Here is a 24,392-nt window from a genome sequence, read left to right as displayed (position 1 = left end):
GAAGGGGGTGCTTTTCTGTGCAAAAGGCTCGAAAAATTTCTGGACGACAGAAAGCAGCGATTCTGCTGATTTCGTTAGGGCATGAAGTGGCAGCCAAAATTTATCAGCAGTTGACTCCTGAAGAGGTTGAACAACTGACCTTTGAAATTGCCAACTTGAGTAAAGTGGATTTGGAACAACGGGAGTCTGTTCTGAAAGAGTTTCGGGATATAGCCATGGCTAAAGAATATATCACAACAGGTGGTATTTCGTTTGCTCGAGAAGCATTAGAAAAAGCTCTGGGTGCGGAGCAAGCAGAGAGTATTTTGCAAAAATTGACGGCAAGCCTGCAAGTACGTCCCTTTCATTTTGCCCGAAAAGCTGATCCAAACCAATTGTTGAGTTTTTTGCAAGATGAGCACCCGCAAACTATGGCTTTAGTGCTTACTTATTTAGAACCGGCTCAGGCATCCCTTATTATCTCGGCTTTACCGCACAATTTACAAGCAGACGTTGCTCGCAGAATAGCTCTGATGTCCGGCACTTCTCCTGATGTGATTGCAAATGTCGAGGAAGTTTTAGAAGAAAAATTATCGACTATGGCCTCGTTTGACAGTACGCAAACTGGTGGTGTGGATGCGGTAGTTAAAATTTTGAATGGTGTAGATCGCAGTACAGAAAAAGCGATTTTGGAGACTCTTGAATTGGAAAATCCAGAATTGGCTGATGAAATCAAACGTAAAATGTTTGTTTTCGAAGATATTGTGCTTTTGGATGGACGTTCCATTCAGCGCGTTATTCGCGATGTCGATCCAAAAGATTTACAACTTGCACTCAAAGTTTCCAGTGAAGAAGTTCAGAATATTGTATTTGAAAATATGTCAAAGAGGATGGTCGAGACCTTTAAGGAAGATATGGAATTTATGGGGCCTGTCCGTTTGCGGGATGTGGAAGATGCCCAGCAACGTATTGTAGGTGTCATTCGTCGACTTGAGGAATCTGGAGAAATCATTGTGGCTCGGGGCGGGGGTGACGATATCATTGTCTAATGTTATGAAGCACACCCTTAAAAATATTCATATCAGTGGCTCAACTGCAATTCCAGCGCCAGAATTGCGATCGACAGAATCAGTCAGTGAATTGGTTGCTCATCATACTTGTGAACCACATCAGTTTGGACTAGCTGAATTTTGGGAAGCTGAGCGAAGAAAAGTAGAAGCTTTGCTCATTGAGGCGGAACGTTCCGCTCAACGGCTTTTGGAAAAAGCGAAATTGGATGCTGCCAGTATTACTGAGTCAGCTCGTCAGGCTGGTTATGAGAGTGGTTATGAAGAGGGGAAATGGCAGGCTTATCAAGAATTTGAGGTTCAGTATCAAAAATATATGGATGAATTCATTCAGTTGATGATGGAATGTAGTCAGTTGCCTGCGAAGATTGCTGGTCATGTCGTTGAACCTTTATCGACTGCAGTAATGGAATCTTTGCGTCGCCTCTTGGATAGAGAATTGCATTTGCAACCTGCAGAAATTGAAGAGGAAATAAAATCAGCACTCCGTGTCGTTCTTGATGCTGGAAAAATTGAAATTCATCTTCATCCAGATGATTATCGGCGTCTACCTGAGTGGTTTTTAGATCGCGTTCATCAACAAGGTCTACAACAAGAAATAATCGTGATTACAGACGAAACGGTGACTCAAGGTGGTTTTGAGATACGCAGTAATGTGGGGCGTGTGGATGCAACGGTTGAGACAAAAATAGAGCTATTACACCCTTTGTTCAAGGAATTCATTGAACGGAGTGTCTTGCCATGAGTCAGCCGTTGGATAAATTTCTTCAACAATTATCTGAGACACGGTTGTTTCGCTTGACTGGTCGAGTAACGAAAGTTGTAGGTATGACCATTGAGTCTATCGGTCCTCGTGCTATGGTGGGTGATGTTTGTCGAATTGTATCTGAACTGGGAACAGAGTGCCTGGCTGAAGTTGTCGGTTTTCGCGATGAGCGCCTTGTCTTAATGCCGTTGGGTGAAATTCGCGCAGTAGCTCCTGGAGCGGATGTCATTGTCTCCGGGAGTTCACTTGTGGTTCCCTCAGGCATGCAATTGTTAGGACGCGTGTTGAATGGTTTGGGTCAAGTGATGGATGATGGACCCAGTCTGGATGATCAAGAGGGAGAAGCTAAGCTGGAGACTTCTTCTCCTCATCCGTTGCAGAGATTGATGATTGATAAACCGTTTATTACAGGCATACGTGCAATCGATTCGCTGTTGACGGTAGGACGTGGGCAGAGAATGGGGATTTTTGCTGGGAGCGGCGTTGGCAAATCAACACTTCTTTCCATGATTGCAAGACATGCAGAAGCGGATGTGAGTGTCATTGCCCTCATTGGTGAACGGGGAAGAGAAGTTCGGGAGTTTTTAGAGCACGATCTCGGTTCGCAAGGCTTGTCGCGAAGTGTTGTAGTAGTGGCCACATCAGATCAACCTGCGCTTGTCCGATTAAAAGCGGCGCATGTGGCTACAGCGATTGCAGAGTCTTTTCGTGATGAAGGTTTGCACGTCAATCTCATGTTAGATTCGATTACTCGCTTTGCCATGGCTTTACGTGAAGTGGGGCTGGCCGCTGGAGAACCACCAACCAGTCGAGGCTATACTCCCTCTGTTTTTGCAGCTTTGCCAAAGCTTCTCGAACGTGCTGGAGCCGGTCATCGTGGTACCATCACCGCTTTCTACACTGTTCTTGTGGACGGAGATGATTTAAATGATCCGATATCCGATGCTGTCCGCGGCATTCTAGATGGCCATGTGGTTCTTTCAAGAAAAATTGCTCATTCGGGACATTTTCCGGCAATTGATGTATTAGCTAGTATTAGCAGGCTTTTTCCGACTCTTGCTAGTTCAGAACAGTTGGAAGCGACACGTGTTTTGAGAGGTTGGCTACAGCGTTATCGAGATGTGGAAGATTTAGTCCGTATAGGAGCTTACCAACCAGGATCCGATCCTGATGCTGACATGGCTATTCGAAAAATGCCTGAGATTGTAAAGTTTCTACGCCAGGACAAAGAAGAAAAAGAAGACTATTCCACAACAATGCGCAGATTAGCTGAGTTGGTGGGGGTAACGACATGAATGATTTTCATAGATTTTCCAAACGTTTTGGAAAGATTCAAGGCAAATTGCAAGAACAGGCAGAAAGAGAGTATGCGTATGCGCTTTCTCAAATCGTATCTGTCACCGAGCAAATTGCGTCTTTGAAAGATGAATTGACGATGGCGATGCACAATCGGGCCGATATTTCTTTGCTTCAAGACTGGCCCTTATGGGAACAGCGTGTTCGATATTTACAACAGCAACTCATGAGGTATCAGGAATGGCTTTCTGAATTGGAAGGTCAAGCCAATCTAAAACGTACTCAACTCCATAAAGCTCATCAACAATCTGAGAAATGGAAATCTATTGTGGGTAAGTTGGACGAGGAGTGGCAGGCTGAAGTTGCAGCGAGCGTGCAGCGTGAAGCAGATGAAGTTGCAATGATTCGCTTTGGAAGGAGTCAAACTGCCGGTGGCTAAGGATATGACTGCGGGGTCCAATTCCATAGTGAAGCGCATTTTAATTTGGGGATTGCTCTTGATACTGACTGTGCTCATTGCAGTTGGATTAATTGGTGGAGCACTGTCTTTCGTGGGATTTCCAGTGATGAAAACCGCTCAGCGGCTATTTCAAGGGAAGCCACAAACATCTCATTCAACTGCTGCGCAACAGGAAGTTGTATCTTTGCAAAGTCAACTGTCTGTAGCGCGATCGACCGATAACCGGCTGCAAGCTTCGGTGGACTCGGATATTCAACAAATACATGTGCTGCAGCAGGAAATTGATAAATTACAAAGTCAGTTGAAATCACAAATTTCTGCCAATGCAACCGCTAAAGCAGAAAGTAATATCCTTATTCAAATGGATCCCCAAAGTGCTGCGGCAGTCTTGGAAAAAATGACTCCCGAAGAAGCAGCCAGGACGATTGCGCAAATGCCTGCAAGTGATTCGGGAGCGATTTTAGCCGATGTTCCCCCAAACTTGGCAAGTGAACTGTTGAGTATGGCAGCAAGTTTTGCACCGCAGAATCAATCTTAATTGAAGTGAGGACAATGAAATCTTTCGGGTAACAAACTTTGTTTTCAAAGACATTGAAAGGAGGTGATTACGAACATGATGCTGAGTCATATGAATGCTTTATTCCAACAGGGTACTTCTGAAAGCCAACTTTCTGCAGAGAAGATAAAATCGAACGAATCTTCCCAATCCCATAGACTTTCGCAAATCTCTTTTCACCATTTGCTGGGTAACGGGATGGAAAAGTTAGATGCGAACAATAGTTTATCCCGAAAGGCTAAGGGACATTTACGACAGAAAGGCAATGCCAATGATCTGCATGGGCAGTCAACCAGAGCAGCAAAGCATGCAAGTTCTTCTGTTCAACAAGAACCTGTTTCTGCGTCTGTGCCTTTTTCAGTTCCGGTGCAAACCCAGAGGATGTTGAACAAAAATTCGTTTCATCCAGCGCATGGGGGCGTTACAGAGCAAATACATGCAAATGGAAAAAAGCCAAAAGATTTTTTTGCAATGAGTGAAGAACCCTTAACATTACCTTCAAGTCTAGTAAAGAAAGTTAAACACTTGTCTGTTCGATCCGACAAATTGCTTACTGCTCAAAAGTTTTCAAGTGTTGCGGTTTCTAGAACCTCTTATCTTGCGGATGGGAAGATTTCTGTTGAAGGATCCAATAAGGATAAAAAAACAGCGGTACCGGAATCCTTATGGAACCAGACTGTCAATGCTGACGAAAGCAGTTCAGCCCAAAAACCCCTAATCAAAAGAGGGATATTGCAACAATCATCGATGGAGGCTGAATCTGCTAAAGCTATTGTTACAAATTTGTCTCGAACGGATGTTCGTCTTACGTTAAGTCGTTCCATCCGCCATCGACAGAGGCTATTGAAAGTGAATCAGTCTACCGGGTTGTCCAATTCAGCAAAGAATGTTTCCCGTAATCGTGGAAAATCGAGCATTTCTACTCTATCATTCAAAAAATTGCTTGTGAAAACCGCATCTCCTAGTTCGCAACAAAATCTATGGATTGAACCAACTAGTGCACAAATCACGAAAATGTCTTTGGATCCATTTTCGGGCAGTACATCTGGGCAACTGCAGTTTCATTTGCAGCATCCTGATGCCGTGCAGATGATGAATCAGTTTATCGTGCTTGGTAAACAAAAAAATCTTCAGCAATTGACCGTTCAGGTTCATCCGGAAGGGTTGGGGAGTATCTCCATTCAAGTTCAAAAAACGGATGCGGGCATCCAAATACAAATGTTGGCCTCACAGTCCGCTACTTTGCAATGGCTCCAATCCAAAATTTCCGAACTACAAACGAGCTTGCAAGGAAGCGGAATTCAACTGAGTGGTTTAGCAGTGGGATTGCAAAATGGCCAGTCCTTTACGGGTGGGCAGCAATCTTCAGGTCGACCCTTTAGCCGTTCTAGCAAAAGTGTGCCATCTGCAGAACTGGCTGTATCGAGTACTGCAACCCGATGGTCCATCGAGCAGCGGGGTAGTCATGAGGCTCAAATTTCTCGTATTGATATCAAAGTTTAAGGAGGGAATATCATGTCAGTCAATGGATCGAGCATACTGAGCAATCAGGAGTTGAGTCAAAATTCATTCATGCAACTGATGGTTCAACAAATGAAATATCAAGATCCACTGAACCCTATGTCGAATACCCAATTTCTATCTCAACTTGCCCAATTTACAGCGCTTCAGCAAATGACTGCTGTAGCTCAATCCACAAGTAGTACTCAGACAGAAGTACAAAATTTAGTGACGGATATCAGTATGCTATTGGCTCATCAATTACTTGGTACCACTGTCCAAATCAAAAACGGCAGTCAAACAGTGACTGGTCAGGTGAGCGGAGTACAGATGGGACAAAACGGTCCTGAAGTGCTGATTAATCAACAGGCGTACCCGTTGTCTGATGTTGAGGAGATGAACTCTTAAATGAAAGGCGAGCCGTTGCCGTATTCCTTAGTCGGCCGGTTGCAGTCTGGTGCCAATGCGAAGTTGTACAATACTTCTTCAACGGCCAATCAAACTTCCCAAGTTCCATCTGTCTCACCTTTTGCGGATTTTTTACAGAAGGCTGAATCGGTTCAAAACAAGCAGAGCGAATCGGTGGCCAATTTGAAAATCAGTGGTCATGCTGCAATGAGATTGCGCGAAAGGGGTATAGAGCTTTCTAAAAAGGATTGGGAGCAGATTGGGCAAGGGGTCGATCGCGTTGCAGCCAAAGGTGGTAAGGAAGCTTTATTGATGTATGGGAAAAATGGTTTCCTAGTGCACGTGCCAAGTCGTACGGTTATTACTTCCTGGTCTGAACTATCCAATGAAGTGATTACCAAAATCGACAGTGTGGTCATGGTTCCGCAGTTGGACCCGCAAGGGAGACTGTGAAACGGGGAGCGACTGAACCGTTTCAATGAAAAGCAAAGAGATCTCGAAAAATATTAGGATAAAATTCTGTGGACAACGAGGAGGATAAACCATGTTACGCTCATTAGGTTCTGCTGTGTCTGGAATGGATGCGTTTCAGACTGACCTTGATGTAGTTGGCAACAATATTGCGAATGTCAATACCATTGGTTATAAATCGGCACGTGCGGTATTTGCTGACATGCTGAGTCAAACTTTGTCAGGTGCGACTGCGCCAACGTATACAGGTGCTACCTCTACTAGCACCAATTTATCGGGCGGTGTAAACGCACAGCAAGTTGGACTGGGGACACAAATTGAAGCCATTCAAAATGAATGGACGCAAGGAGCGGATCAAACGACGGGCAATCCTTTGGATGTGGCCATCAATGGTGCAGGATTGTTTGCTGTAACACCCGATCCGAATAGCAGCATAGCTCTTACCAACAATCAGTTATCTGGTTCTAATTCCTCTGTCTACTATACGCGTGCAGGAGATTTTTCACTGGACGCCAACAGCAATTTAGTTTTGCCTAATGGCAATGTGGTGTTGGGTTACGAGGTAACCAGTTCCAGCAATTCTTCCCCCAATACAGGTAATCTAGTACCCATTAATATTAATACATTAGTAACCCAGGCTGGAGGCAATCCCAATTCAAGCTCGACCACTGGTTCTTGGACCCTTGCCTCTAATCCAAACGTCACCATTGGTTCAAACGGATCCATTACGGTCACTGACACAAGTGGAAATACTCACGTAATTGGCTACTTGGCGCTTGCTACATTTCCCAATTACGGTGGATTACAAAAAATTGGCGATTCAGAGTGGAGTGTAACAGGCAATTCAGGGCAGGCCACTTTTGGCCAGCCGAGTTCTACTAGTGGTACTTTACAGTCTGGTGCTGTTGAGCAGTCTAACGTGGATTTAACTCAAGAATTTGCGGAAATGATTGTCGCCCAGAATGGTTATGCTGCAAATTCACAAGTCATTTCTACGGACAAGCAGATTCTTCAGACGCTGATGAATAACGTCTGATATCTTTTCGCTGCGGCCACCTTCTGGGTGGCCGCCCAATGGAGGCGGTAGAGTTGATTGCCTTAAAGAGAATTAATGGTTCAGATCTATGGTTGAATCCTATTCTGATTGAATCAATTGAGAAAACGCCCGATACCATTATTACTCTGACAAATGGCCACAAATACGTCATTCATGAGAGCCCAGAAGAAGTGACTCAGCGTGTTGCCGCTTTCTTGCAACAGGTAGGTATGCTGGGCATGGTGGCAAGGAGAGGAGAGAGCGTTTGAAAAAGCCGCTGATTTGGATGGTCATCATTTTGTTAATTATTGCTATATTATGTGTGCTTGGCGTAGGGGCTTATCTGTTTTTGCTGCACCCACGCACTCCTGCCGCCAAACCTGCTTTGACTCCTCAACAGGAAGCCCAGTTGCAGGTTTCATTTCCACAAATGACAACAAATTTAGGGTCAAGTGGACTGATTCAATTCACCATGACTTTACAGGCGGATTCAAGCAGCACCAAGAATGAAATCAATGTCATGATGCCAGAAATTGAGAACTCCGTGAATGGGTTAATGCGTCAGTTTACCGCTAGTGAACTACAGCAGGTCTCGGGATTTAATCAATTGCGTACAGCCATTCAAAAGACCGTTAATGCAGAGTTACCGCATGGCGATGTGACAAAAGTCTATTTATCGCAAATTGTCGTTCAATAGAGAGGGGGAGAGTCGGTTGTCGGAGGTGCTCTCTCAATCTGAGATTGACGCATTGCTATCAGCGCTTACGAAAGGCGAAGTCAAAGCAGAAGACATTCGTGAAGAGGCAGCTTCTACTCGTGTACGAACGTATGATTTTCGGCGTGCTATGCGTTTTTCGAAAGATCACATTCGCATTATCTCGCGCATTCATGAACATTTTGCCAGGTTGATGACCACATATTTATCCGGACAGTTGCGAAGTGTGGTGCAGATTCAAGTGGAGTCGGTCGATCAAGTTCCCTATGAGGAATTTATTCGCTCGATCCCGATATTAACAGTGATAGAACTGTTGGCGTTTCATCCGTTGCCAGGAAAAATTGTGATGGAAATCAACCCGCAAATTGTCTTTGCCATCATCGATAGGATGATGGGCGGTGTTGTGCAAGGGCCTTACAAAGAACGAGAATTAACAGAGATTGAGCAAGCTCTGATGCGACCATTTCTTGAACAGACTGAGCAGTTTTTTCGCGAATCCTGGCACAATGTGGTTGATTTACAACCTGAGTTTCTTTCTGTGGAAAGTAATCCGCAATTTTTGCAACTTTCTACACCTAACGAAACGGTGCTTGTGATTACTTTAAGTGCCCGAGTGGGACCGGTCACAGGACTCATCAATCTTTGTGTTCCGCATGTGACGATAGAGCCTATTATGCATAATCTTTCCACCCAGTTTTTCATGGATGGTTTACGCGACAGGGAATCGAGTTCAGCCGAACAAATGAAACTCGCCAACCATATGCAAGGTATGGAAGTTTCTATGGCTGTCGCTCTGGGTCAGGCTGAATTGACAGTGCGTGATGTCTTGGAGTTACAGGTGGGGGATATGATTCCCCTCAATCATCCAATTTCTGCGCCTGTCACGGTTTACGTAGACGAAGTGCCCACATTTACAGCTAGAATTGGCAAAATGCGCGGAAAAATGGCCATCCGCATACTGAGAGAATGGAAGGAGGAGGCGGATCATGAGCGATCAACAAGCACTCTCCCAGGAAGAAATTGATGCACTCTTTCGAGGAGGAAATCAAACATCCGAGAAAAATCAGGCATTGACCAATGAAGAGGCGGATGCCCTTGGGGAAATTGGCAATATTTCTTTTGGCTCAGCTGCCACAGCATTGTCAACCTTGTTGCAACAACGGGTGGAGATTACTACTCCTAGTGTCTCTATTATAAATGCTCAAGAACTGCCTAATCAGTTTCCCAAACCATATGTGCTAGTTACTGTAGAATATACAGTGGGATTAAAAGGTTCGAACGCACTGGCCATTGAACTGGATGATGCCAAAACGATAGCCGATTTGATGCTTGGTGGAGATGGAACGAATATTTCAGGTGAATTAAATGAACTCCACCTAAGTGCCGTGGGTGAGGCCATGAATCAAATGATGGGCGGCGCCTCTACTTCTATGTCACAGATTTTTGGCAGTCGTATTGATATCTCGCCACCGAATGTCAGAGTAGTCGATTTGACAAGTGATGACAGTATCGACCTTGGCTTTAAAGGGTGGTTGGTCAACGTAGAGTTTGCCTTGAAAGTCGGGGAGCTGATTGATTCGCGCATCATGCAGTTAATGCCTCTCCAATTTGCAGATGAATTGCTGAATAAACTAGGATTTCATGCATCTGATTCATCAACTGAAAATATGAGCCCGGAAATTACCGACACGGTTTCTTCACAACCTTCAGCAAATCTGACTGCAGGGATACAAGAAGAAATCCCAAATGCAGCAAAAAAAGAGGTTGCAGCTTCGGCAGAAGCGTTAAAAAATCGTCCGTCAACCACCGTTCAACGTCCGGAATTTGTGGATTTTGGCGGATTGGAAGTAACTTCTCATGGACAACCGCGAAATTTAGAACTGTTGTTTGATGTTCCACTCAATATCACAGTAGAACTCGGCAGAACGAAGCGCATGATACGCGAAGTTCTCGATTTGGCACCTGGTTCAATCTTTGAATTGGACAAACTGGCTGGCGAACCTGTCGATATTCTTGTAAATAATAAAAAAATCGCGACAGGAGAAGTTGTGGTCATTGACGAAAACTTTGGCGTCCGGGTTACGGATATCATTAGCCCCTCTGAACGAGTGAGGAATTTATAAAATTAGATAAAATGTGGAGGTCAATAATAACATGGCAAACCGGATTTTGATTGTCGACGACGCAGCATTTATGCGAATGATGATTAAGGACATTCTTACTAAGAACAATTTTGAAGTAGTCGGAGAAGCGGCGGACGGCAACCAAGCAGTAGAAAAATACCAAGAATTAACTCCGGATTTGGTTACCTTAGACATTACCATGCCTGAAATGGATGGCATAGAAGCTTTAAAGAAAATTCGCTCCATTGATCCGAACGCTCGAGTGATTATGTGTTCGGCTATGGGACAACAGGCTATGGTCATCGATGCTATTCAAGCCGGAGCAAAAGACTTTATTGTGAAACCGTTTCAGGCCGATCGCGTTGTGGAAGCGGTGCGAAAAGCACTTGCGTAGAAAAATTACAGTCATGGCGGGAAGTTTTTTTCTAGCTTTCGTTAATCAGATGGGCATGTTGCCTGTGGTAGCATATGCAGCTAGCAAGAATTCTAGCCCGCCTTTGCCCAATGCCGGTCCCCCTTTAATGACTTATTTTCAATTTGTACTCTCGTTTGTGATTATTATTGCATTGATTATCGTTGTTATTCGTTTTTTAGCCAGACGGACGTCAGTGGCTGAACGCGGAACGATTAAGGTACTTGCAGCCCGCCAATTAGCTCAAAATCGCTCTATACAGGTAGTTGAAATCTCTGGAAAACGCTATGTGCTTGGGGTTGGAGAAAATATTACACTGCTCGATCAGATTTCCGAACCGTGGGATGAATCGGAAGCTACTCTCCAACCTTCGAGACAGTCGTTTGCCGCTTCGTTGTCGAGTGCTGTCGAAAACGCTCGTCAACGTTATGCGGAATCCAAGGGAAAGGACAGCAAAGAGAGAAAATCATGAAAAAAAGACATTGGCAAATCACTTTGTTGCTGCTTTCCGTCTGTATCTGTTTTTTTGCTTATCATCCCAATTTATATGCAGCAACCGTTTCCAATCAGACCAACAGTTTTTTGCCGGGTCTTCATTTGTCGTTGGGAACATCTAATTCGCGCCAATCAGTAGACAGTACGGTTCAAATTGTTTTGTTACTGACCGTTCTGTCGGTTGCGCCGGCAATTTTGCTGTTAATGACTTCTTTTACTCGGATGATTGTGGTACTTTCTTTTGTTCGAAGTGCGCTGGCTTTGCAACAATCTCCACCCAATCAGGTTCTGATTGGCTTAGCGCTTTTTCTTACTTTTTTTGTTATGGAACCAACATTTCAGCAAGCCAATCAGCATGCATTACAGCCTTTTCTAGCAGGTAAGTTGTCAGAAAGCGCTGCTTTGCGTCAGGCGGAAATACCGTTTAAGCAATTTATGGCTAAACAGACGAGACCTGATGACTTACAATTATTTCTGCAATTTAGGCACATGCAGACTCCTAAAAATGTCAATCAAATTCCAATGTCGGCACTTGTACCTGCTTATACCATCAGTGAATTGAAAACAGCTTTTCAGATCGGATTTATGATTTATCTACCATTTCTAGTTATCGATCTGGTCGTTTCTACGACATTAATGTCTATGGGAATGATGATGTTACCACCTGTTATCATTTCCTTGCCATTTAAAATTTTGCTGTTTGTCATGGTAGATGGTTGGCACTTGGTTGTGCAATCACTTCTGTCTGGTTATAGCTAATTGGAATTGTTGTATGGAGTGCCGATGAAACGAGAGTAGGAGTTGAATAAGATTGAATGCAGAATTTATTGTCGGTTTAGGTTCCCAGGTCATGTGGTTGATTATTAAGTTGGTAGGTCCGATTCTTGGTTTAGGACTGGCTGCTGGGTTAATCGTCTCTGTATTTCAAGCTACTACGCAAATCCAGGAACCAAGCCTAACCTATATTCCAAAAATTGCTGCTGTCATCGTAGCTTTGCTCATCTTTGGGCCATGGATGATTACCAGCATGTTAGATTTTACGCAATCGATTCTCGGTCATCTTATGCAGTACGTGCAGTGATCATATGTTGAACTTAGCTGTCCTGCAATACCCGTTATTTTTTCTTATTATGGCTAGAATGGCAGGTTTTATTGGAGCGTCACCTTTATTTTCCATGACTGCTGTGCCGAGAACAGTAAAAATTGGTCTAGTAGTTTTTTTAGCTCTTTGGGTTTTACCTACTGTTCAAGCCAAAGTACCTTCTCCTTTTCAACAAACAGGTTTATATGTTGGTTTGCTGGTTCTGGAATTGGTTACAGGATTGTTTATGGGATTTATAGCAACCTCTATTTTTTCAATTTTAAATTTAGCGGGTCAAATCATTGATGTACAAATTGGCTTTGCATCTGCAGAATTGTTTAATCCAGAAAGCTCATTTGTGACAGGACTTTCAGGTACATTTTTCAATATGATTTTTACTCTGTTTTTTTTAGGTGCTGATGGATTGGATGGGCTGGCTTTAACTGGAATGGATAGTTATAAGCTCATTCCTTTAGGGCAATTTCATTTGCCGCAAACTTTCGGTTTAGCTTTTGAGCAATTGATGGACCTGATTACGGCAGATGCTGTTCAAGTGGCTGCTCCCGTGTTGGTTGCTTTACTGCTGACCAACGTCACGTTTGCGTTGCTCTCCAAAGCGGTTCCTCAAATGAATGTATATTTCAGTGGGTTACCGATTCAATTATTTATTGGTTTATCTGTTTTTGCTGCATCAGTTCCAGCGTTTGTGTCTATATTTCATGTTCTATTTACCTTTCTATTCGGTCAAGTCACTGCTTTTATGCAATTAACAGGATGATATATGGTTTTCTAATATTTAACGTTTTATAAAAGTTCTAAAATCAAATCCGAAAATAAGTTATTTCATGTATTGGAGAGATAGGTCACAGAGCCATGTTAATTCTTAAACTGCAAAGATTTGCAGAGAGCGACTCAGGAAACAAGACTGAAAAGGCAACACCACGCAGACGACAGGAAGCAAGAAGAGAAGGAAATGTGCCGAAAAGTGTCGAATTAACTTCGTCGATTATGCTTTTGGGCGCTTTGGCAGCCCTGCGAATTTTAGGACCAAAGGTTTGGGGGGTCTGGCAAATTCTTGCTCACAAAGACCTTACCTATGCAGGCTCCATCTCATTGACTGCACAAAATGTTCCTGGTTTGTTTGGTGGTCAATTTCTTGCATTGGCGGGTAGTTTATTACCCTTGCTACTTGTATTTTGGTTTGCGGCTGCTTTTACTGGTTTTGTACAGGTTGGCCCGTTATTCCTTCCCAAGTTATTGTTACCTAAATGGGAGAGAATCCAACCTATCGCTGGACTACGTCGTCTCTTTTCACCGCAGACAGCTATGGAAGGATTAAAGTCGATTCTCAAGCTGGCGATTGTGGTTGCCGCAGCCTATATGTCGCTGCATCAAGTGACACAAAGTATAGGTCAATTATCTTTTCTCTCCGTCAATTCGCTCATCGCTTGGCTTGGCAGTATTGTTTTTCGGTTATCCATAACAGTTGCCGTATTGATGATTCTTTTATCTGCATTGGATTTTTATTTTCAAAAGAGTCAGTATGAAAAAAAATTACGCATGACCAAACATGAAGTTCGTGAAGAATTTCGCCAAACTGAAGGAGATCCACAGATTAAATCCAATATTCGTAGGCGGGCTAGGGCTTTGGCCATGCGTCGAATGATGCAGGATATACCGAAAGCAGATGTAGTGATTACAAACCCGACTCATTATGCGGTAGCTATCTGGTATCGACCAGACCAATTGGAAGCGCCACAAGTTCTGGCGAAAGGGCAGGATTATACTGCCCAAAAAATTCGTGAACTAGCGGAACAACATCATGTGGCAATTGTAGAAAATCCACCACTAGCAAGAACGCTATACCGCGATGTGGAAATTGGCCAAGTGATTCCTGCGGAGCTTTATCAGGCAGTCGCAGAAGTTTTAGCTTATGTTTACGCTATGAAACAACAAAAAGTCTTTACAGGCAATGGGGTGAATTCGTGAAACGTTCAGATTTAGGAATCATGGCAGCTTTGCTCTGGATAATTGTCATGATGATTATACCCATGAGTCGGCCTGTACTTGACGTACTGTTGTTAGTCAATATTTTCGTCTCCATGACCATTCTTCTCGTGGCCATCAATACGAAAGAACCACTTGATTTTTCTGTCTTCCCTTCAATTTTACTCATTATGACGCTCTACCGACTCTCTCTGAATATTTCCACCACACGATTAATTCTTGGGCAGGGTAATGCTGGAGCTGTCATTAATACATTTGGGTCTTTTGTAATAGGCAGTAACCCAGTTGTGGGGTTTATCGTATTTATTATCATTATTATTGTGCAATTTATTGTTATTACTCGCGGCGCTGAACGTGTTGCTGAAGTAGCGGCGCGCTTTACCTTGGATGCAATGCCTGGAAAACAAATCGCTATCGACGCGGACTTAAACGCTGGCCTGATAGACGAAGCCACTGCGCGCAAGCGACGTGCAGATATTGAACGGGAAGCGGATTTTTACGGAGCCATGGATGGAGCCTCTAAATTTGTGAAAGGCGATGCCATTGCTTCTATGTTAATAGTAGCGGTCAATATTGTTGGTGGTTTTATTATCGGTATGGTCATTCACAAAGATTCATTCTCAACAGCGCTCCACCAGTATACTTTACTTTCAGTTGGGGACGGTCTGGTCAGTCAAATTCCAGCCTTGTTGCTTTCGACAGCCACTGGATTAATGGTGACTAGAGCTGCTACTGAAGCAAATTTGGGAGCGGATATTTTTGGCCAGGTTTTTCAATTCCCGCGTGCCCTCTATATGGTTGGATCAGCTATTTTATTGCTGGGTGTATTTACTCCAATTGGGGTCATCCCCGTGATTCCTATTTCTGCACTCGCTTTTTTGACTGGTTGGCGTGTACAGGTAAATGCGGCAAGATCGGCAAAAAAAGAGCAAGAACAATTGCTCAAGAGCCGTACAGAAGACAACAAAAAACCAGAGAATGCTTTGTCTCTGCTCCATGTTGAGCCTATTGAACTGGAGTTTGGCTACGGTCTTGTGCCGTTGGTGGACGCTAAACAGGGCGGCGACATGTTAGAAAGAGTTATCATGATTCGAAAGCAATTGGCACTTGAACTTGGGTTGGTCATTCCTGCTATCCGTTTGCGCGACAATATGCAATTAAAACCTACGGAATATGTCATTCTCTTAAAAGGGTTGGAGATTGCTCGAGGAGAAGTTTTGCTTGGGCATTGGCTAGCGATATCTCCTGGAGTTGAAGATCCAACTATTATTGGGATTTCTACCAAAGAACCTACTTTTGGTTTGCCTGCTTTATGGGTCAATTCGGAAATGAAAATACAGGCAGAGATGTCTGGATATACAGTGGTTGATCCGTCCTCCGTTATGGCAACTCATTTGACAGAAACATTGCGTGCACATGCCCATGAGTTGTTGACGAGACAGGAAACTAAGAAATTGTTGGATCACTTAAAGACGGAAGCTCCTGCGGTTGTTGATGATGTGTTGAATAACAATTTAACACTTGGTCAAGTGCAAAAAGTATTGAGCAATTTGCTACATGAAAAAGTATCCATTCGTGACTTATCGACTATTTTAGAAGTTCTTGCGGATGTTGGTCGCCAGTCCAAAGATACCGATATGTTGACCGAACAGGTTAGACAGGCATTGAGCAGGCAAATTTGTCATCAATTCAGAGTGCCAGGCCAACCATTAACAGTACTTACTTTTTCTCCGAGTGTGGAAGAAAAGATCCAAGAATCATTGATTCATCAAGAGGAAAGTGTGTTTGTTGCACTCGATCCTGCACTGTCGCAAAAAATTTACAAAAGACTGCGGGAAGAATCGAATCGTCTCTCTGCGCAAGGCAAATCACCTATACTCTTGGTTCATCCTACATTGCGTTTAGCTGTTAGACGCTGGTTGGTAAGATTTTTACCGGAGTTGACGGTGTTATCTTACAGTGAGTTGGATCCGACGCTTGAAGTTGAGAGTGGCGGGGTGGTTAATCTATGATGGTTAAACGCTATGTGGTTCGTGACATGCCCGAAGCTTTATTGCGTATACGCTCTGATTTGGGGAAAGATGCTGTCATTTTAAGCAGCAAACGTATTCATGTTCGCAAATGGCTGATATGGCGGAGTAAGCGTATTGAAGTAATGGCTGCGGTAGCAGGTGATTTACCTGTTAAAATTCCAGCCTATCATCCATCTGCTCTTGGACAAGCTGCTGCCAAACCAGAGAATGTTTCAGAAAAAGCCGAGGAACAGAAACGCATTTTGCGAGGGGAAACATCCAATATGTCCTCAACAATGTCTATGCAGTCAATAGGGGACGTTCAGGTTCATTCTGCAAATTCTATTAAAGGTATAACATCGGCTCAAGAGGATACAAGGCAAGTTTTGTTGCCTATCCTCGACGAAATGAAAAAGTTAACCTATCGTTTACAACAATTGTCTTCCCAAAATACTGTCTTTGTAGGCGGAATGAATCAAGAGCATTTTCAATTGCAGCAACTTTTGGTCCAACAAGGTATTTCGGTTGACACTGTTCGAGAATGGATGCAGGAGTCCGGTGTTCTATCTATGCCTAAAGTTGGGGATTACCAACTTTTGCTTCAATCTTTTCGTAATTGGTTTATTCAACAGTTTCAGACTTTCGCTGTACCATCCCCTATTCAATCCACATCGCGAATTGTTGCTTTTGTCGGTCCTACTGGAGTGGGCAAGACGACTACAATTGCCAAATTGGCAGCCCTGCATGTACTTTCAGGTGAACGAAAAGTTGGATTAATTACTTGTGATACTTATCGCATTGCAGCTATTGAGCAATTGCGAACCTATGCGCAAATTCTTGGCATTCCCTTGGAAGTGGCCGAATCAGACGCTGTTTCTTTAAACAAAGCTGTTGATTCACTCTCTCATTGTGATTTATTACTGATGGACACGGCAGGAAGAAATTACTTTAACCAACGTTCGACGCAAGACGTTCAGACGTTACTTTCTATAGCGCCAATTGATGAGATTGTTCTTGTGCTTTCGCTAACTTCCAAAGCTGAAGATTTAAATAGATTGTTAGAGGCGTTTTCTACCATTCCTTTTCATAAATTTTTATTTACTAAATTAGATGAAACTTCTTCTTATGGTGTGGCGGCAGAATTGATTTGGAAGGCTAAAAAGCCGCTTTCCTATATTACGACTGGACAGAATGTACCTGATGATATCTCACCGAGCACAAAAGATTTTGTTTTAAAATCTGTTTTCGGGGAGGGGCATCCATGAGCGATCAAGCCGAAAGCCTGCGCAGCAAAATGAGAGAAAGAAGCATGGATAATGGGGGACTGCCTGCCAAAACACGTGTCATTGCTGTTGCCAGTGGTAAGGGAGGAGTGGGTAAATCCAATTTCTGTGTCAATTTTGCGCTGGCATTAAAAGCAAAAGGGAAGACGCCGCTCATCGTGGATGCTGATGTAGGGTTTTCCAACATTGAACTTTTGCTCAATACCAGACCCTTTCACACAGTTCTTGATTTAGCGAAAGACGTACAACTCTTTGATGTCATCTCTACTAGTCCTCATGGCCTTTCTTTTTTATCTGGAGGTAGCGGCTTGCACTCCGATATGTTGGACGATGCGGCTATGGTCAGAGTTAAGGAACAATTAGCGAATTTATCCAACCATTTTGACACAGTGATTATTGATCTTGGTGCGGGCATCAATCATCAATCAGCTCAGTGGATTGCCGGATCGGACGAATTGATTTTACTGGCGACGCCAGAACCTACGGCAATTTCTGATGCCTATGCTTTTCTTAAGCTGCTGTATGAGGAAAGACCTCTTGACGAATTGCCGGCTGTTCGTTTGGTGATTAATCGCGCATTGAAATTGACTGACGCACGAGAGGCATCTGAAAGATTGTCTGCCGCGGCATTGAAATTTTTGGAGTGGAAATTGGAAACGCTTGGATTTATTTTGGAGGATGATTTTGTTTCGCAAGCAGTGATGCGTCAAGTGCCAGTATTGATATCGTTTCCCAACAGTACGGCCTCGCGCTGTATGGAGCAGATAGCGGCTAATTTTCTGCGCCTTAATGAGCCGAATCGAGGCGGGTGGAGAGGTTTTCTGCATCGGTTTTGGCCTGGAAAGTCGTTTTTTTCAACTGGATAAAGCCAGCCTAAACATAAGGATAAAAACAGAAATTGGCGGGAGGGTATGCCAGCTTTGCAAAACGCTGAGTATTTACAAGCCTTTATAGAAGAAACAAGCGATAATCTGCAACTTCTGAATGATCTCTGTCTACGTCTTGAATCTGAGGGCTCGTCGGATGAATTGTTTGCGGCCATGTTTCGTGCTGCGCATACACTCAAAGGAATGAGCGCAAGCATGGGATTTCAAAAAATGGCCACTTTGACTCATCGCCTTGAAGATGTACTTGGCGTGTTTCGAGAAAATCCAGGACGGTTGACCACAGATAGTCCCGATATTCTATTGTCGGGGATTGATCAGCTTTCTCTTCAGTTAGAACGAATTATTGACAGTGGGATAGATGAAACGGGTTCAGACGATGCTATTATTCATTCGTTGCAGGAACTCTATCAACGTCTAACAAACGCAGTAGTGTCTCCTCATCCAGAGGTTGCGGCGACAGTGGATACCACAGAAGGACATTTCACCGATATTGCTTTGCACATTGCATCTCAAGCTGCAGAAGCGGGACTCTTGGCTGGAGTTCTGACTGTGAATATTGCTCCAGACTGTCAGATGAAATCAGTCCGCGCATTGGTTGTCATGCGAGAATTGGAGCAGTGGTCAGATATTCTTGAATGTTCACCAAGTGCAGAACATTTACAGGATGGCCGGTATTCTGAAAACATTGCCTTTCTTGCTGTTTTAAGAGAAATTTCTGCTGAAGAGGCTATGCGCAATCTCTCTAATATTTCTGAAGTGGTTAATGTAACTTTTGTACCGCTTATAGAATATCTTTCGACACATCGGACAGATCCAACTACAACTTCTGCGGCAGCCCATTCACCAACCCCGAGTCTTACAGCAGATCAGGTGGATTCGCAGAAAGAATCTGCCAAGCAACCTGCTGCACCCATGAAGGTAGAGAGGACATTGCGTGTACCCATCGAGAGAATCGATCATCTACTCGATCGTCTCAGTGAGATGGTGATTGCTCGCTCTCAACTAGCCAGTGCTACTGAGGCTGGACAGACGGCTGTCATTCGAGAAATGGTCGATAGACTTGGCCGTATCTCTGGCGATATACAATCTGGACTCATGTCCTTACGCATGGTTTCGGTAGATACGTTATTTCAACGTTTTCCTCGTTTAGTTAGAGATCTCTCCAAGTCATTACAAAAAGAAATTCATTTTCTTATGGAAGGGGGAGAAACAGAACTCGATCGGACTGTTGTCGATGAGATGGGTGAAGCTTTGGTACATATTATTCGCAATGCGGCCGATCACGGTATTGAGTCAGCGGATATACGTCGCCAGGCGGGCAAGCCAGAGGCAGGGACATTAAAAATTTCTGCTTTCTCTTCCGGACAAAACGTCTACATAGAAGTTGCTGATGATGGCGGAGGTATTGATTCGGAAGCAGTATTAAACAAAGCCATTGCGCGCGGATTAGTCGATGAGAAATCTGCACTTATGCTTAAGCCTGAACAAATTTATGATTTTCTTTTTGCCTCCGGATTTTCTACTGCTGAAAAAATCACCGATATTTCCGGACGTGGTGTTGGACTTGATGCGGTACGTAATAAAGTGCAATCGTTGGGCGGTAAAATCTCAATTCTCTCGGAAAAGGGGAAGGGGACTACTTTTCGTATTCAGTTGCCTCTGACCTTGGCTGTTTTACCTGCCTTGCTGTTTATGGTGAGTAACGAATCTTTTGCTGTCCCTCTTGGCAGTGTGGAAGAAGTATTGCAAGTCTACGAAACAGATTTAGAAGCCATTGGTGGAGAACGTTTTTTGCGCCATCGAGATGGGCTCATCCCGCTGCTGGATGCGGGGGATGCTTTTTACGAACAATCGTCGGCCATTCAATTTCCTTGGTCAGCCATTCTCTGTAAAGAAGGCAATCGTCGTTTGGCGATACTTGTCGATGATATTGTTGGAGAGCAGGAAATTGTCAACAAACCATTGGGGAAATATCTGCAGTCCGTGCGAGGATTTTCTGGAGCGACCATTCTCGGCGACGGTACGGTGGGACTCATTCTCGATCTCGATGCCTGGCTATCAGCCTGAAGTTAACAACCTCTCAAAGACTTGAATTGATTTTTATATTTTGGCAGTCGAAAAATTCGGGGTAAGGAGTGATAGACATGGAGCAACAATTTGTCGTCATGGCTGTAGGTCAGGAAAAATATGGTGCCTCAGTAACCCAGGTATTGTCTATTGAGAAGCCTATGGAAATTACACGTGTACCGCGTACGGTCGCATTTATCAAAGGTGTTGTGAATTTGCGCGGCACCATTGTGCCTGTGGTCGATCTCGGTGAGCGTCTGGGATTGGCTTCTTCCTTGCAGCAAGATGATTCCCGTATAGTCATTGTACAAGTGGAAGATATGATGGTAGGTATGATAGTGGATGCGGTTACAGATGTAGTGACACTTGCAGATTCGGATATTCAACCTGCTCCTTCGATGGTAGGTGGACTTTCCGCAGAATTTTTGCAGGGGATTGCAGAACATCAGAAACAAGTGCTGATTCTCCTCCATTTGCCTCGCCTTTTTAATCATGCTGAACAGTTGCAGCTCAAGGAGTTGCGGGAGCAGGAGGAACGTTAAGAAACATGAGTGTATTCTATAATCTGGATGATCGACAGCAAGATATTCTCCGTGAAGTCGGCAATGTGGGCGCTGGTCATGCTGCTACTGCGTTGTCTGTATTGTTGCAAGAAAGTGTACAAATGTCCGTCACAGCTGCTAGATTATGCCCGTTTGACGAGATTGCAGATATTGCTGGCGGTCCAGAGGCGCCTGTTGTCGGCATCTTTTTACAAATTGGGGGGCAGATGAATGGAAGCATGTTTCTGCTTTTACCCATGCAAAGTGCGGAACATCTATTGCATCAGCTGAATTTGACAGGTCATGAAGGGCTTCTTTTTGAAGAATTGCAGCTTTCAGCGCTGGCGGAAGTTGGAAATATTCTTTCTGGCAGCTATGTCACCGCCATCAGTGAACTCGCGTCGCTGCAAATTACTCTTTCAGTACCGTCGATTGCTGTGGACATGGCTGGTGCCATTCTCGACATCGGCCTTGCTTTCTCTGGTGATATAGCCGATCAAGCGATTTTGATTAACACGCAAATTTGGCAAGGACAAATGAACATCGATGGCCATTTCTTCCTTCTCCCTCACCCACAATCTATGGTCAAGCTGTTCAGTGCGCTGGGGTGGGATAATGATGTGTGAATTCACCTTACCCTCGATTCAAGAAAGCCAACTGATTCGGGTAGGTATTGCTCAAGGGGCAATCGTTTCAGGGCCAGATCGAATTGGGACAACGGGTCTCGGTTCGTGCGTTGGCGTGGTTTTATACCATGCAAGGAAAAATATAGCCGGTTTAGTTCATATTATGCTTCCTCAATCACCACCTAATTTTTCAGGAAACGTATGTAAATATGCCGATCTCGCTTTGGATTGGCTGTTGGATGAATTTTCAAAGCAGGGTTTGCGGCCCAGTTCGTTGAAAGCCAAAGCTGCGGGTGGTGCGCAAATGTTTAGCGGATCGGCCAATTCCGATATTCTCCGGGTGGGCCCGCGTAATGCTGAAGCAGTAGAAAACTATTTGCGAGACGCTGGAGTAGAGTTGGTTTCAACTGATTTTGGAGGCAATACGGGTCGAACTATTGAGTTTGATTTGCAGACAGAGTTGTTACAAATTCGTACTGCTATCAAGGGTACATATACGATTTGAAGAAAGAGCATCTATCTAATGTTAAGTACTCTATTGAGTTCTAAGACCTATGAAGGGAAGTGATTTTTGAGGGTATCAATATAAGCCTGTCAGAGACAGACGGGTTTGCAGATTCAGTCCAATATATGATCTTACGCGATTGGTTCGTATGGCTTTTTGTCACGCAACAAGGCATGAATGATGTATGTCAATTTGCGCGCAACAGCAGCTTTGAGGCGCTTTTCGATCTCGGCATGGAGTCGTTCTAAGGGCCACTCTGTGAAGCGAATTTGCTGGACAAGCAGGCGCAAATGCAGTCGGTACGCATCCACTGCCGTGTCAATGCCCAGTGGCGCGGCGGCAACAGACTTGAGGTTTTCTGCATTATCCAGGCCCAGGCGATTCCGGCTGTGTTTAGCGATGAAGGCCGCCAGTACTTCGGTAATATACTAGGAGGTGAACAGATATGTGGTTGACAGGAGCTATGGGTCTACTTTGTGCGGCTATGGTCGTCGTACTCTATACTTCTACGGGGGGATGGAAACAATATGGTGGGTTAAAAGGTATTTTTCGTTGGCTGCGCTCCGGTGCTCTGGCCAATCCACAAGTCATTCAAGCAAAGGAAAGTCCGCAAGCTATGATTTCCGCAGTTAATGAAGAAGTTGTGAAAATTTTAGAAGATATTTACATGGAATTGCGATCCAATTTAGATGCGTTAGAACGAACCATGGATGAGCGTGTTGGCAAATTAGAAGAACGTTTCAATCAATTGGAAGAGATACTTCAAAAAGACGAACCTCACCATATAAAATTTTTTTCAAAGAATGAGCAAGTTGTTTCGAGATTTGATGATGTGGGTCAGTCATTGGCGGGTGAACAGCTGTTGATGAAACAGTTAATAGAAATGTCTCGAGAAGAGGTTGGTGAAGCATTGAATGCTCAGAAACCTGAAGCTGCAGAAACAGTTGAATCTCCTTCCTTTTCTCCACGTTACTTTGAGATTCTCGATGCTTTAACTCAAGGCTTGACTGCAGAACAGGCTGCTCAACAGTTATCCTTACCAGTTGCTGAGGTTTTACGTGTGGAACGAGCCTTGCATATGCCGCCGACTCTGAATTGATAGAGTGGGTCATTGCAGTCTTACGCAGGCTGTGATATATTGGAGAACGGTGCAATGCCCACAGTGAAGTGGAGCACACACGCTTATCTGATGGCTTGCGGGTCCAACTGGTCGCAGGTTCATATGACGAGGGCGGAGGACAAACCGTTTAGGAGGAGTTATCTTTGGCGATTATTTCTATGAAGCAATTGTTGGAGGCGGGTGTTCATTTTGGACATCAAACCCGTCGCTGGAACCCCAAGATGTCTCGTTATATTTTTACGGAGCGCAATGGGATTTATATCATCGATTTGCAAAAAACTGTTCGCAAAGTTGAAGAAGCTTATAATTTTATTCGTGACACTGCTGCGAATGGCGAAACTATCCTGTTCGTTGGCACTAAAAAGCAGGCTCAAGAAGCTGTAAAAGAAGAAGCAGAACGCTGTGGCATGTTTTATGTCAATCAGCGCTGGCTGGGCGGTACATTGACCAACTTCCCAACCATCCAAAAACGTATCCAGCGTTTGCTAGAGTTGGAGCGTATGGAGGAAGATGGGACTTTTGAACGCTTGCCTAAGAAAGAAGTTATCTTGCTTCGCAAAGAAGCTGAGCGTTTGGAACGTTTTCTTGGCGGCATCAAAGGTATGAAGAAATTGCCGAGCGCTATGTTTGTGATTGATCCGCGCAAAGAACGGATTGCTGTTGCAGAAGCGCGTAAGCTCGGTATTCCAATTGTAGCCATCGTCGACACCAATTGTGATCCGGATGAAATTGATTATGTGATTCCGGGTAATGATGATGCTATTCGGGCTGTTAAACTGTTGACTGCCAAGTTGGCAGATGCTGTATTAGAAGGCGCTCAAGGTCAAGGGGAAGAAACCACTGCCTGATTGGAGCTAGTAGGTGACGGGAGCATCTGTGGCTCGTCACCTTTTTTGTGCGCTAATGCGTGTTGAAAGAACTTCGTTAGGTATGTGCTCAAATGGTATTCTAAGTTTTTGCTGAATTGAGGAGGAAATG

28 protein-coding genes are annotated in these 24,392 nt (G+C 44.1%); all 28 read left to right on the top strand.

The window, feature by feature from the left end; translation table 11 throughout:
• Positions 1–17: 17 nt before the first annotated feature.
• The 28 genes from fliG to rpsB all read left to right on the top strand — a co-directional run bounded on the left by fliG (position 18) and on the right by rpsB (position 24,262).
• A complete protein-coding gene (fliG, locus tag BUA75_RS08255; protein ID WP_072874125.1) occupies positions 18–1,028 on the top strand; it encodes a flagellar motor switch protein FliG in 1,011 nt (336 codons plus the stop codon).
• Complete coding sequence (locus BUA75_RS08250; RefSeq protein WP_072874124.1) at positions 1,021–1,791, top strand: FliH/SctL family protein; 771 nt, start codon at positions 1,021–1,023, stop codon at positions 1,789–1,791. The genes fliG and BUA75_RS08250 overlap by 8 nt, the downstream gene beginning before the upstream one ends.
• A complete protein-coding gene (locus BUA75_RS08245; protein WP_072874123.1) occupies positions 1,788–3,107 on the top strand; it encodes a FliI/YscN family ATPase in 1,320 nt (439 codons plus the stop codon). The genes BUA75_RS08250 and BUA75_RS08245 overlap by 4 nt, the downstream gene beginning before the upstream one ends.
• Positions 3,104–3,547, top strand: coding sequence for a flagellar FliJ family protein (locus BUA75_RS08240; protein ID WP_072874122.1), 444 nt, complete (start codon positions 3,104–3,106; stop codon positions 3,545–3,547). The genes BUA75_RS08245 and BUA75_RS08240 overlap by 4 nt, the downstream gene beginning before the upstream one ends.
• Complete coding sequence (locus BUA75_RS08235; RefSeq protein ID WP_072874121.1) at positions 3,540–4,106, top strand: magnesium transporter MgtE N-terminal domain-containing protein; 567 nt, start codon at positions 3,540–3,542, stop codon at positions 4,104–4,106. Before BUA75_RS08240 ends, BUA75_RS08235 begins: the two co-directional genes overlap by 8 nt.
• Before the next feature lie 75 nt (positions 4,107–4,181).
• Positions 4,182–5,627, top strand: a complete 1,446-nt coding sequence (locus tag BUA75_RS08230; protein ID WP_072874120.1) for a flagellar hook-length control protein FliK — start codon at positions 4,182–4,184, stop codon at positions 5,625–5,627.
• A 12-nt stretch (positions 5,628–5,639) separates the two neighbouring features.
• Positions 5,640–6,032 carry a flagellar hook assembly protein FlgD gene (locus tag BUA75_RS08225; RefSeq protein ID WP_072874119.1) on the top strand — a complete coding sequence of 131 codons (393 nt, stop codon included), beginning with the start codon at positions 5,640–5,642 and terminating at the stop codon, positions 6,030–6,032.
• Positions 6,033–6,485, top strand: a complete 453-nt coding sequence (locus BUA75_RS15490) for a hypothetical protein (protein WP_083574204.1) — start codon at positions 6,033–6,035, stop codon at positions 6,483–6,485.
• Between the two features lie 91 nt (positions 6,486–6,576).
• Positions 6,577–7,539, top strand: a complete 963-nt coding sequence (locus tag BUA75_RS08215) for a flagellar hook-basal body complex protein (protein WP_072874118.1) — start codon at positions 6,577–6,579, stop codon at positions 7,537–7,539.
• A gap of 38 nt (positions 7,540–7,577) precedes the next feature.
• The gene (locus tag BUA75_RS08210; protein ID WP_129583568.1) at positions 7,578–7,808 is read left to right on the top strand and encodes a flagellar FlbD family protein; all 231 of its coding nucleotides are present in this window, start codon (positions 7,578–7,580) and stop codon (positions 7,806–7,808) included.
• Positions 7,805–8,236 carry a flagellar basal body-associated FliL family protein gene (locus BUA75_RS08205; protein WP_072874117.1) on the top strand — a complete coding sequence of 144 codons (432 nt, stop codon included), beginning with the start codon at positions 7,805–7,807 and terminating at the stop codon, positions 8,234–8,236. Before BUA75_RS08210 ends, BUA75_RS08205 begins: the two co-directional genes overlap by 4 nt.
• 25 nt (positions 8,237–8,261) lie before the next feature.
• On the top strand, positions 8,262–9,278 hold the full coding sequence (gene fliM / locus BUA75_RS08200) for a flagellar motor switch protein FliM (RefSeq protein WP_238413746.1): 1,017 nt from the start codon (positions 8,262–8,264) through the stop codon (positions 9,276–9,278).
• Entirely contained in the window at positions 9,241–10,377 is a 1,137-nt protein-coding gene (fliY, locus tag BUA75_RS08195; RefSeq protein ID WP_072874115.1) for a flagellar motor switch phosphatase FliY, read from the top strand. The genes fliM and fliY overlap by 38 nt, the downstream gene beginning before the upstream one ends.
• Positions 10,378–10,408: 31 nt before the next feature.
• Complete coding sequence (locus BUA75_RS08190) at positions 10,409–10,771, top strand: response regulator (RefSeq protein WP_072874114.1); 363 nt, start codon at positions 10,409–10,411, stop codon at positions 10,769–10,771.
• Entirely contained in the window at positions 10,764–11,261 is a 498-nt protein-coding gene (locus tag BUA75_RS08185) for a FliO/MopB family protein (RefSeq protein WP_072874113.1), read from the top strand. The genes BUA75_RS08190 and BUA75_RS08185 overlap by 8 nt, the downstream gene beginning before the upstream one ends.
• On the top strand, positions 11,258–12,043 hold the full coding sequence (fliP, locus tag BUA75_RS08180; protein ID WP_072874112.1) for a flagellar type III secretion system pore protein FliP: 786 nt from the start codon (positions 11,258–11,260) through the stop codon (positions 12,041–12,043). Before BUA75_RS08185 ends, fliP begins: the two co-directional genes overlap by 4 nt.
• Before the next feature lie 52 nt (positions 12,044–12,095).
• Positions 12,096–12,365, top strand: coding sequence for a flagellar biosynthesis protein FliQ (fliQ, locus tag BUA75_RS08175; RefSeq protein ID WP_072874111.1), 270 nt, complete (start codon positions 12,096–12,098; stop codon positions 12,363–12,365).
• A 4-nt stretch (positions 12,366–12,369) separates the two neighbouring features.
• Entirely contained in the window at positions 12,370–13,143 is a 774-nt protein-coding gene (locus BUA75_RS08170) for a flagellar biosynthetic protein FliR (protein WP_083574203.1), read from the top strand.
• A gap of 95 nt (positions 13,144–13,238) precedes the next feature.
• Positions 13,239–14,354 (top strand): flagellar biosynthesis protein FlhB, encoded by a 1,116-nt coding sequence (flhB, locus tag BUA75_RS08165; protein WP_072874110.1) that lies wholly within the window; start codon positions 13,239–13,241, stop codon positions 14,352–14,354.
• A 20-nt stretch (positions 14,355–14,374) separates the two neighbouring features.
• On the top strand, positions 14,375–16,384 hold the full coding sequence (gene flhA, locus BUA75_RS08160) for a flagellar biosynthesis protein FlhA (protein WP_242650279.1): 2,010 nt from the start codon (positions 14,375–14,377) through the stop codon (positions 16,382–16,384).
• Positions 16,381–17,649, top strand: a complete 1,269-nt coding sequence (flhF, locus tag BUA75_RS08155) for a flagellar biosynthesis GTPase FlhF (protein WP_072874108.1) — start codon at positions 16,381–16,383, stop codon at positions 17,647–17,649. Before flhA ends, flhF begins: the two co-directional genes overlap by 4 nt.
• Positions 17,646–18,533 (top strand): P-loop NTPase, encoded by an 888-nt coding sequence (locus BUA75_RS08150; protein WP_072874107.1) that lies wholly within the window; start codon positions 17,646–17,648, stop codon positions 18,531–18,533. Before flhF ends, BUA75_RS08150 begins: the two co-directional genes overlap by 4 nt.
• Positions 18,534–18,578: 45 nt before the next feature.
• Positions 18,579–20,621, top strand: coding sequence for a chemotaxis protein CheA (locus tag BUA75_RS08145; protein ID WP_072874106.1), 2,043 nt, complete (start codon positions 18,579–18,581; stop codon positions 20,619–20,621).
• 77 nt (positions 20,622–20,698) lie between these two features.
• Complete coding sequence (locus BUA75_RS08140; protein ID WP_072874105.1) at positions 20,699–21,163, top strand: chemotaxis protein CheW; 465 nt, start codon at positions 20,699–20,701, stop codon at positions 21,161–21,163.
• 5 nt (positions 21,164–21,168) lie between these two features.
• A complete protein-coding gene (locus BUA75_RS08135) occupies positions 21,169–21,789 on the top strand; it encodes a chemotaxis protein CheC (RefSeq protein ID WP_072874104.1) in 621 nt (206 codons plus the stop codon).
• The gene (locus tag BUA75_RS08130; RefSeq protein ID WP_072874103.1) at positions 21,782–22,294 is read left to right on the top strand and encodes a chemotaxis protein CheD; all 513 of its coding nucleotides are present in this window, start codon (positions 21,782–21,784) and stop codon (positions 22,292–22,294) included. The genes BUA75_RS08135 and BUA75_RS08130 overlap by 8 nt, the downstream gene beginning before the upstream one ends.
• 445 nt (positions 22,295–22,739) lie before the next feature.
• A complete protein-coding gene (locus BUA75_RS08115) occupies positions 22,740–23,393 on the top strand; it encodes a hypothetical protein (protein ID WP_072874100.1) in 654 nt (217 codons plus the stop codon).
• Positions 23,394–23,557: 164 nt separating this feature from the next.
• The gene (gene rpsB / locus BUA75_RS08110; protein WP_072874099.1) at positions 23,558–24,262 is read left to right on the top strand and encodes a 30S ribosomal protein S2; all 705 of its coding nucleotides are present in this window, start codon (positions 23,558–23,560) and stop codon (positions 24,260–24,262) included.
• Positions 24,263–24,392: the final 130 nt, after the last annotated feature.

The sequence above is a fragment of the Alicyclobacillus tolerans genome (assembly GCF_900142255.1).
Taxonomy (GTDB): Bacteria; Bacillota; Bacilli; order Alicyclobacillales; family Alicyclobacillaceae; genus Alicyclobacillus_I; species Alicyclobacillus_I tolerans.
The sequence above is the reverse complement of the archived record's forward strand: the minus strand, read 5'-3'. Positions and strand labels throughout refer to the sequence as shown.

Excerpts from the sequence above, each read along its gene's own strand:
- BUA75_RS08135 (WP_072874104.1), top strand. The coding sequence starts at position 21,169 with ATGAGTGTATTCTATAATCTGGATGATCGACAGCAAGATATTCTCCGT.
- flhB (WP_072874110.1), top strand. The coding sequence starts at position 13,239 with ATGTTAATTCTTAAACTGCAAAGATTTGCAGAGAGCGACTCAGGAAAC.
- BUA75_RS08150 (WP_072874107.1), top strand. The coding sequence starts at position 17,646 with ATGAGCGATCAAGCCGAAAGCCTGCGCAGCAAAATGAGAGAAAGAAGC.
- flhF (WP_072874108.1), top strand. The coding sequence starts at position 16,381 with ATGATGGTTAAACGCTATGTGGTTCGTGACATGCCCGAAGCTTTATTG.
- BUA75_RS08190 (WP_072874114.1), top strand. The coding sequence starts at position 10,409 with ATGGCAAACCGGATTTTGATTGTCGACGACGCAGCATTTATGCGAATG.
- BUA75_RS08130 (WP_072874103.1), top strand. The coding sequence starts at position 21,782 with ATGTGTGAATTCACCTTACCCTCGATTCAAGAAAGCCAACTGATTCGG.
- BUA75_RS15490 (WP_083574204.1), top strand. The coding sequence starts at position 6,033 with ATGAAAGGCGAGCCGTTGCCGTATTCCTTAGTCGGCCGGTTGCAGTCT.
- BUA75_RS08115 (WP_072874100.1), top strand. The coding sequence starts at position 22,740 with ATGTGGTTGACAGGAGCTATGGGTCTACTTTGTGCGGCTATGGTCGTC.
- BUA75_RS08245 (WP_072874123.1), top strand. The coding sequence starts at position 1,788 with ATGAGTCAGCCGTTGGATAAATTTCTTCAACAATTATCTGAGACACGG.
- BUA75_RS08170 (WP_083574203.1), top strand. The coding sequence starts at position 12,370 with ATGTTGAACTTAGCTGTCCTGCAATACCCGTTATTTTTTCTTATTATG.
- BUA75_RS08140 (WP_072874105.1), top strand. The coding sequence starts at position 20,699 with ATGGAGCAACAATTTGTCGTCATGGCTGTAGGTCAGGAAAAATATGGT.
- BUA75_RS08240 (WP_072874122.1), top strand. The coding sequence starts at position 3,104 with ATGAATGATTTTCATAGATTTTCCAAACGTTTTGGAAAGATTCAAGGC.
- BUA75_RS08145 (WP_072874106.1), top strand. The coding sequence starts at position 18,579 with ATGCCAGCTTTGCAAAACGCTGAGTATTTACAAGCCTTTATAGAAGAA.
- fliP (WP_072874112.1), top strand. The coding sequence starts at position 11,258 with ATGAAAAAAAGACATTGGCAAATCACTTTGTTGCTGCTTTCCGTCTGT.
- fliY (WP_072874115.1), top strand. The coding sequence starts at position 9,241 with ATGAGCGATCAACAAGCACTCTCCCAGGAAGAAATTGATGCACTCTTT.
- BUA75_RS08230 (WP_072874120.1), top strand. The coding sequence starts at position 4,182 with ATGATGCTGAGTCATATGAATGCTTTATTCCAACAGGGTACTTCTGAA.
- BUA75_RS08210 (WP_129583568.1), top strand. The coding sequence starts at position 7,578 with ATGGAGGCGGTAGAGTTGATTGCCTTAAAGAGAATTAATGGTTCAGAT.
- BUA75_RS08225 (WP_072874119.1), top strand. The coding sequence starts at position 5,640 with ATGTCAGTCAATGGATCGAGCATACTGAGCAATCAGGAGTTGAGTCAA.
- BUA75_RS08215 (WP_072874118.1), top strand. The coding sequence starts at position 6,577 with ATGTTACGCTCATTAGGTTCTGCTGTGTCTGGAATGGATGCGTTTCAG.
- flhA (WP_242650279.1), top strand. The coding sequence starts at position 14,375 with ATGGCAGCTTTGCTCTGGATAATTGTCATGATGATTATACCCATGAGT.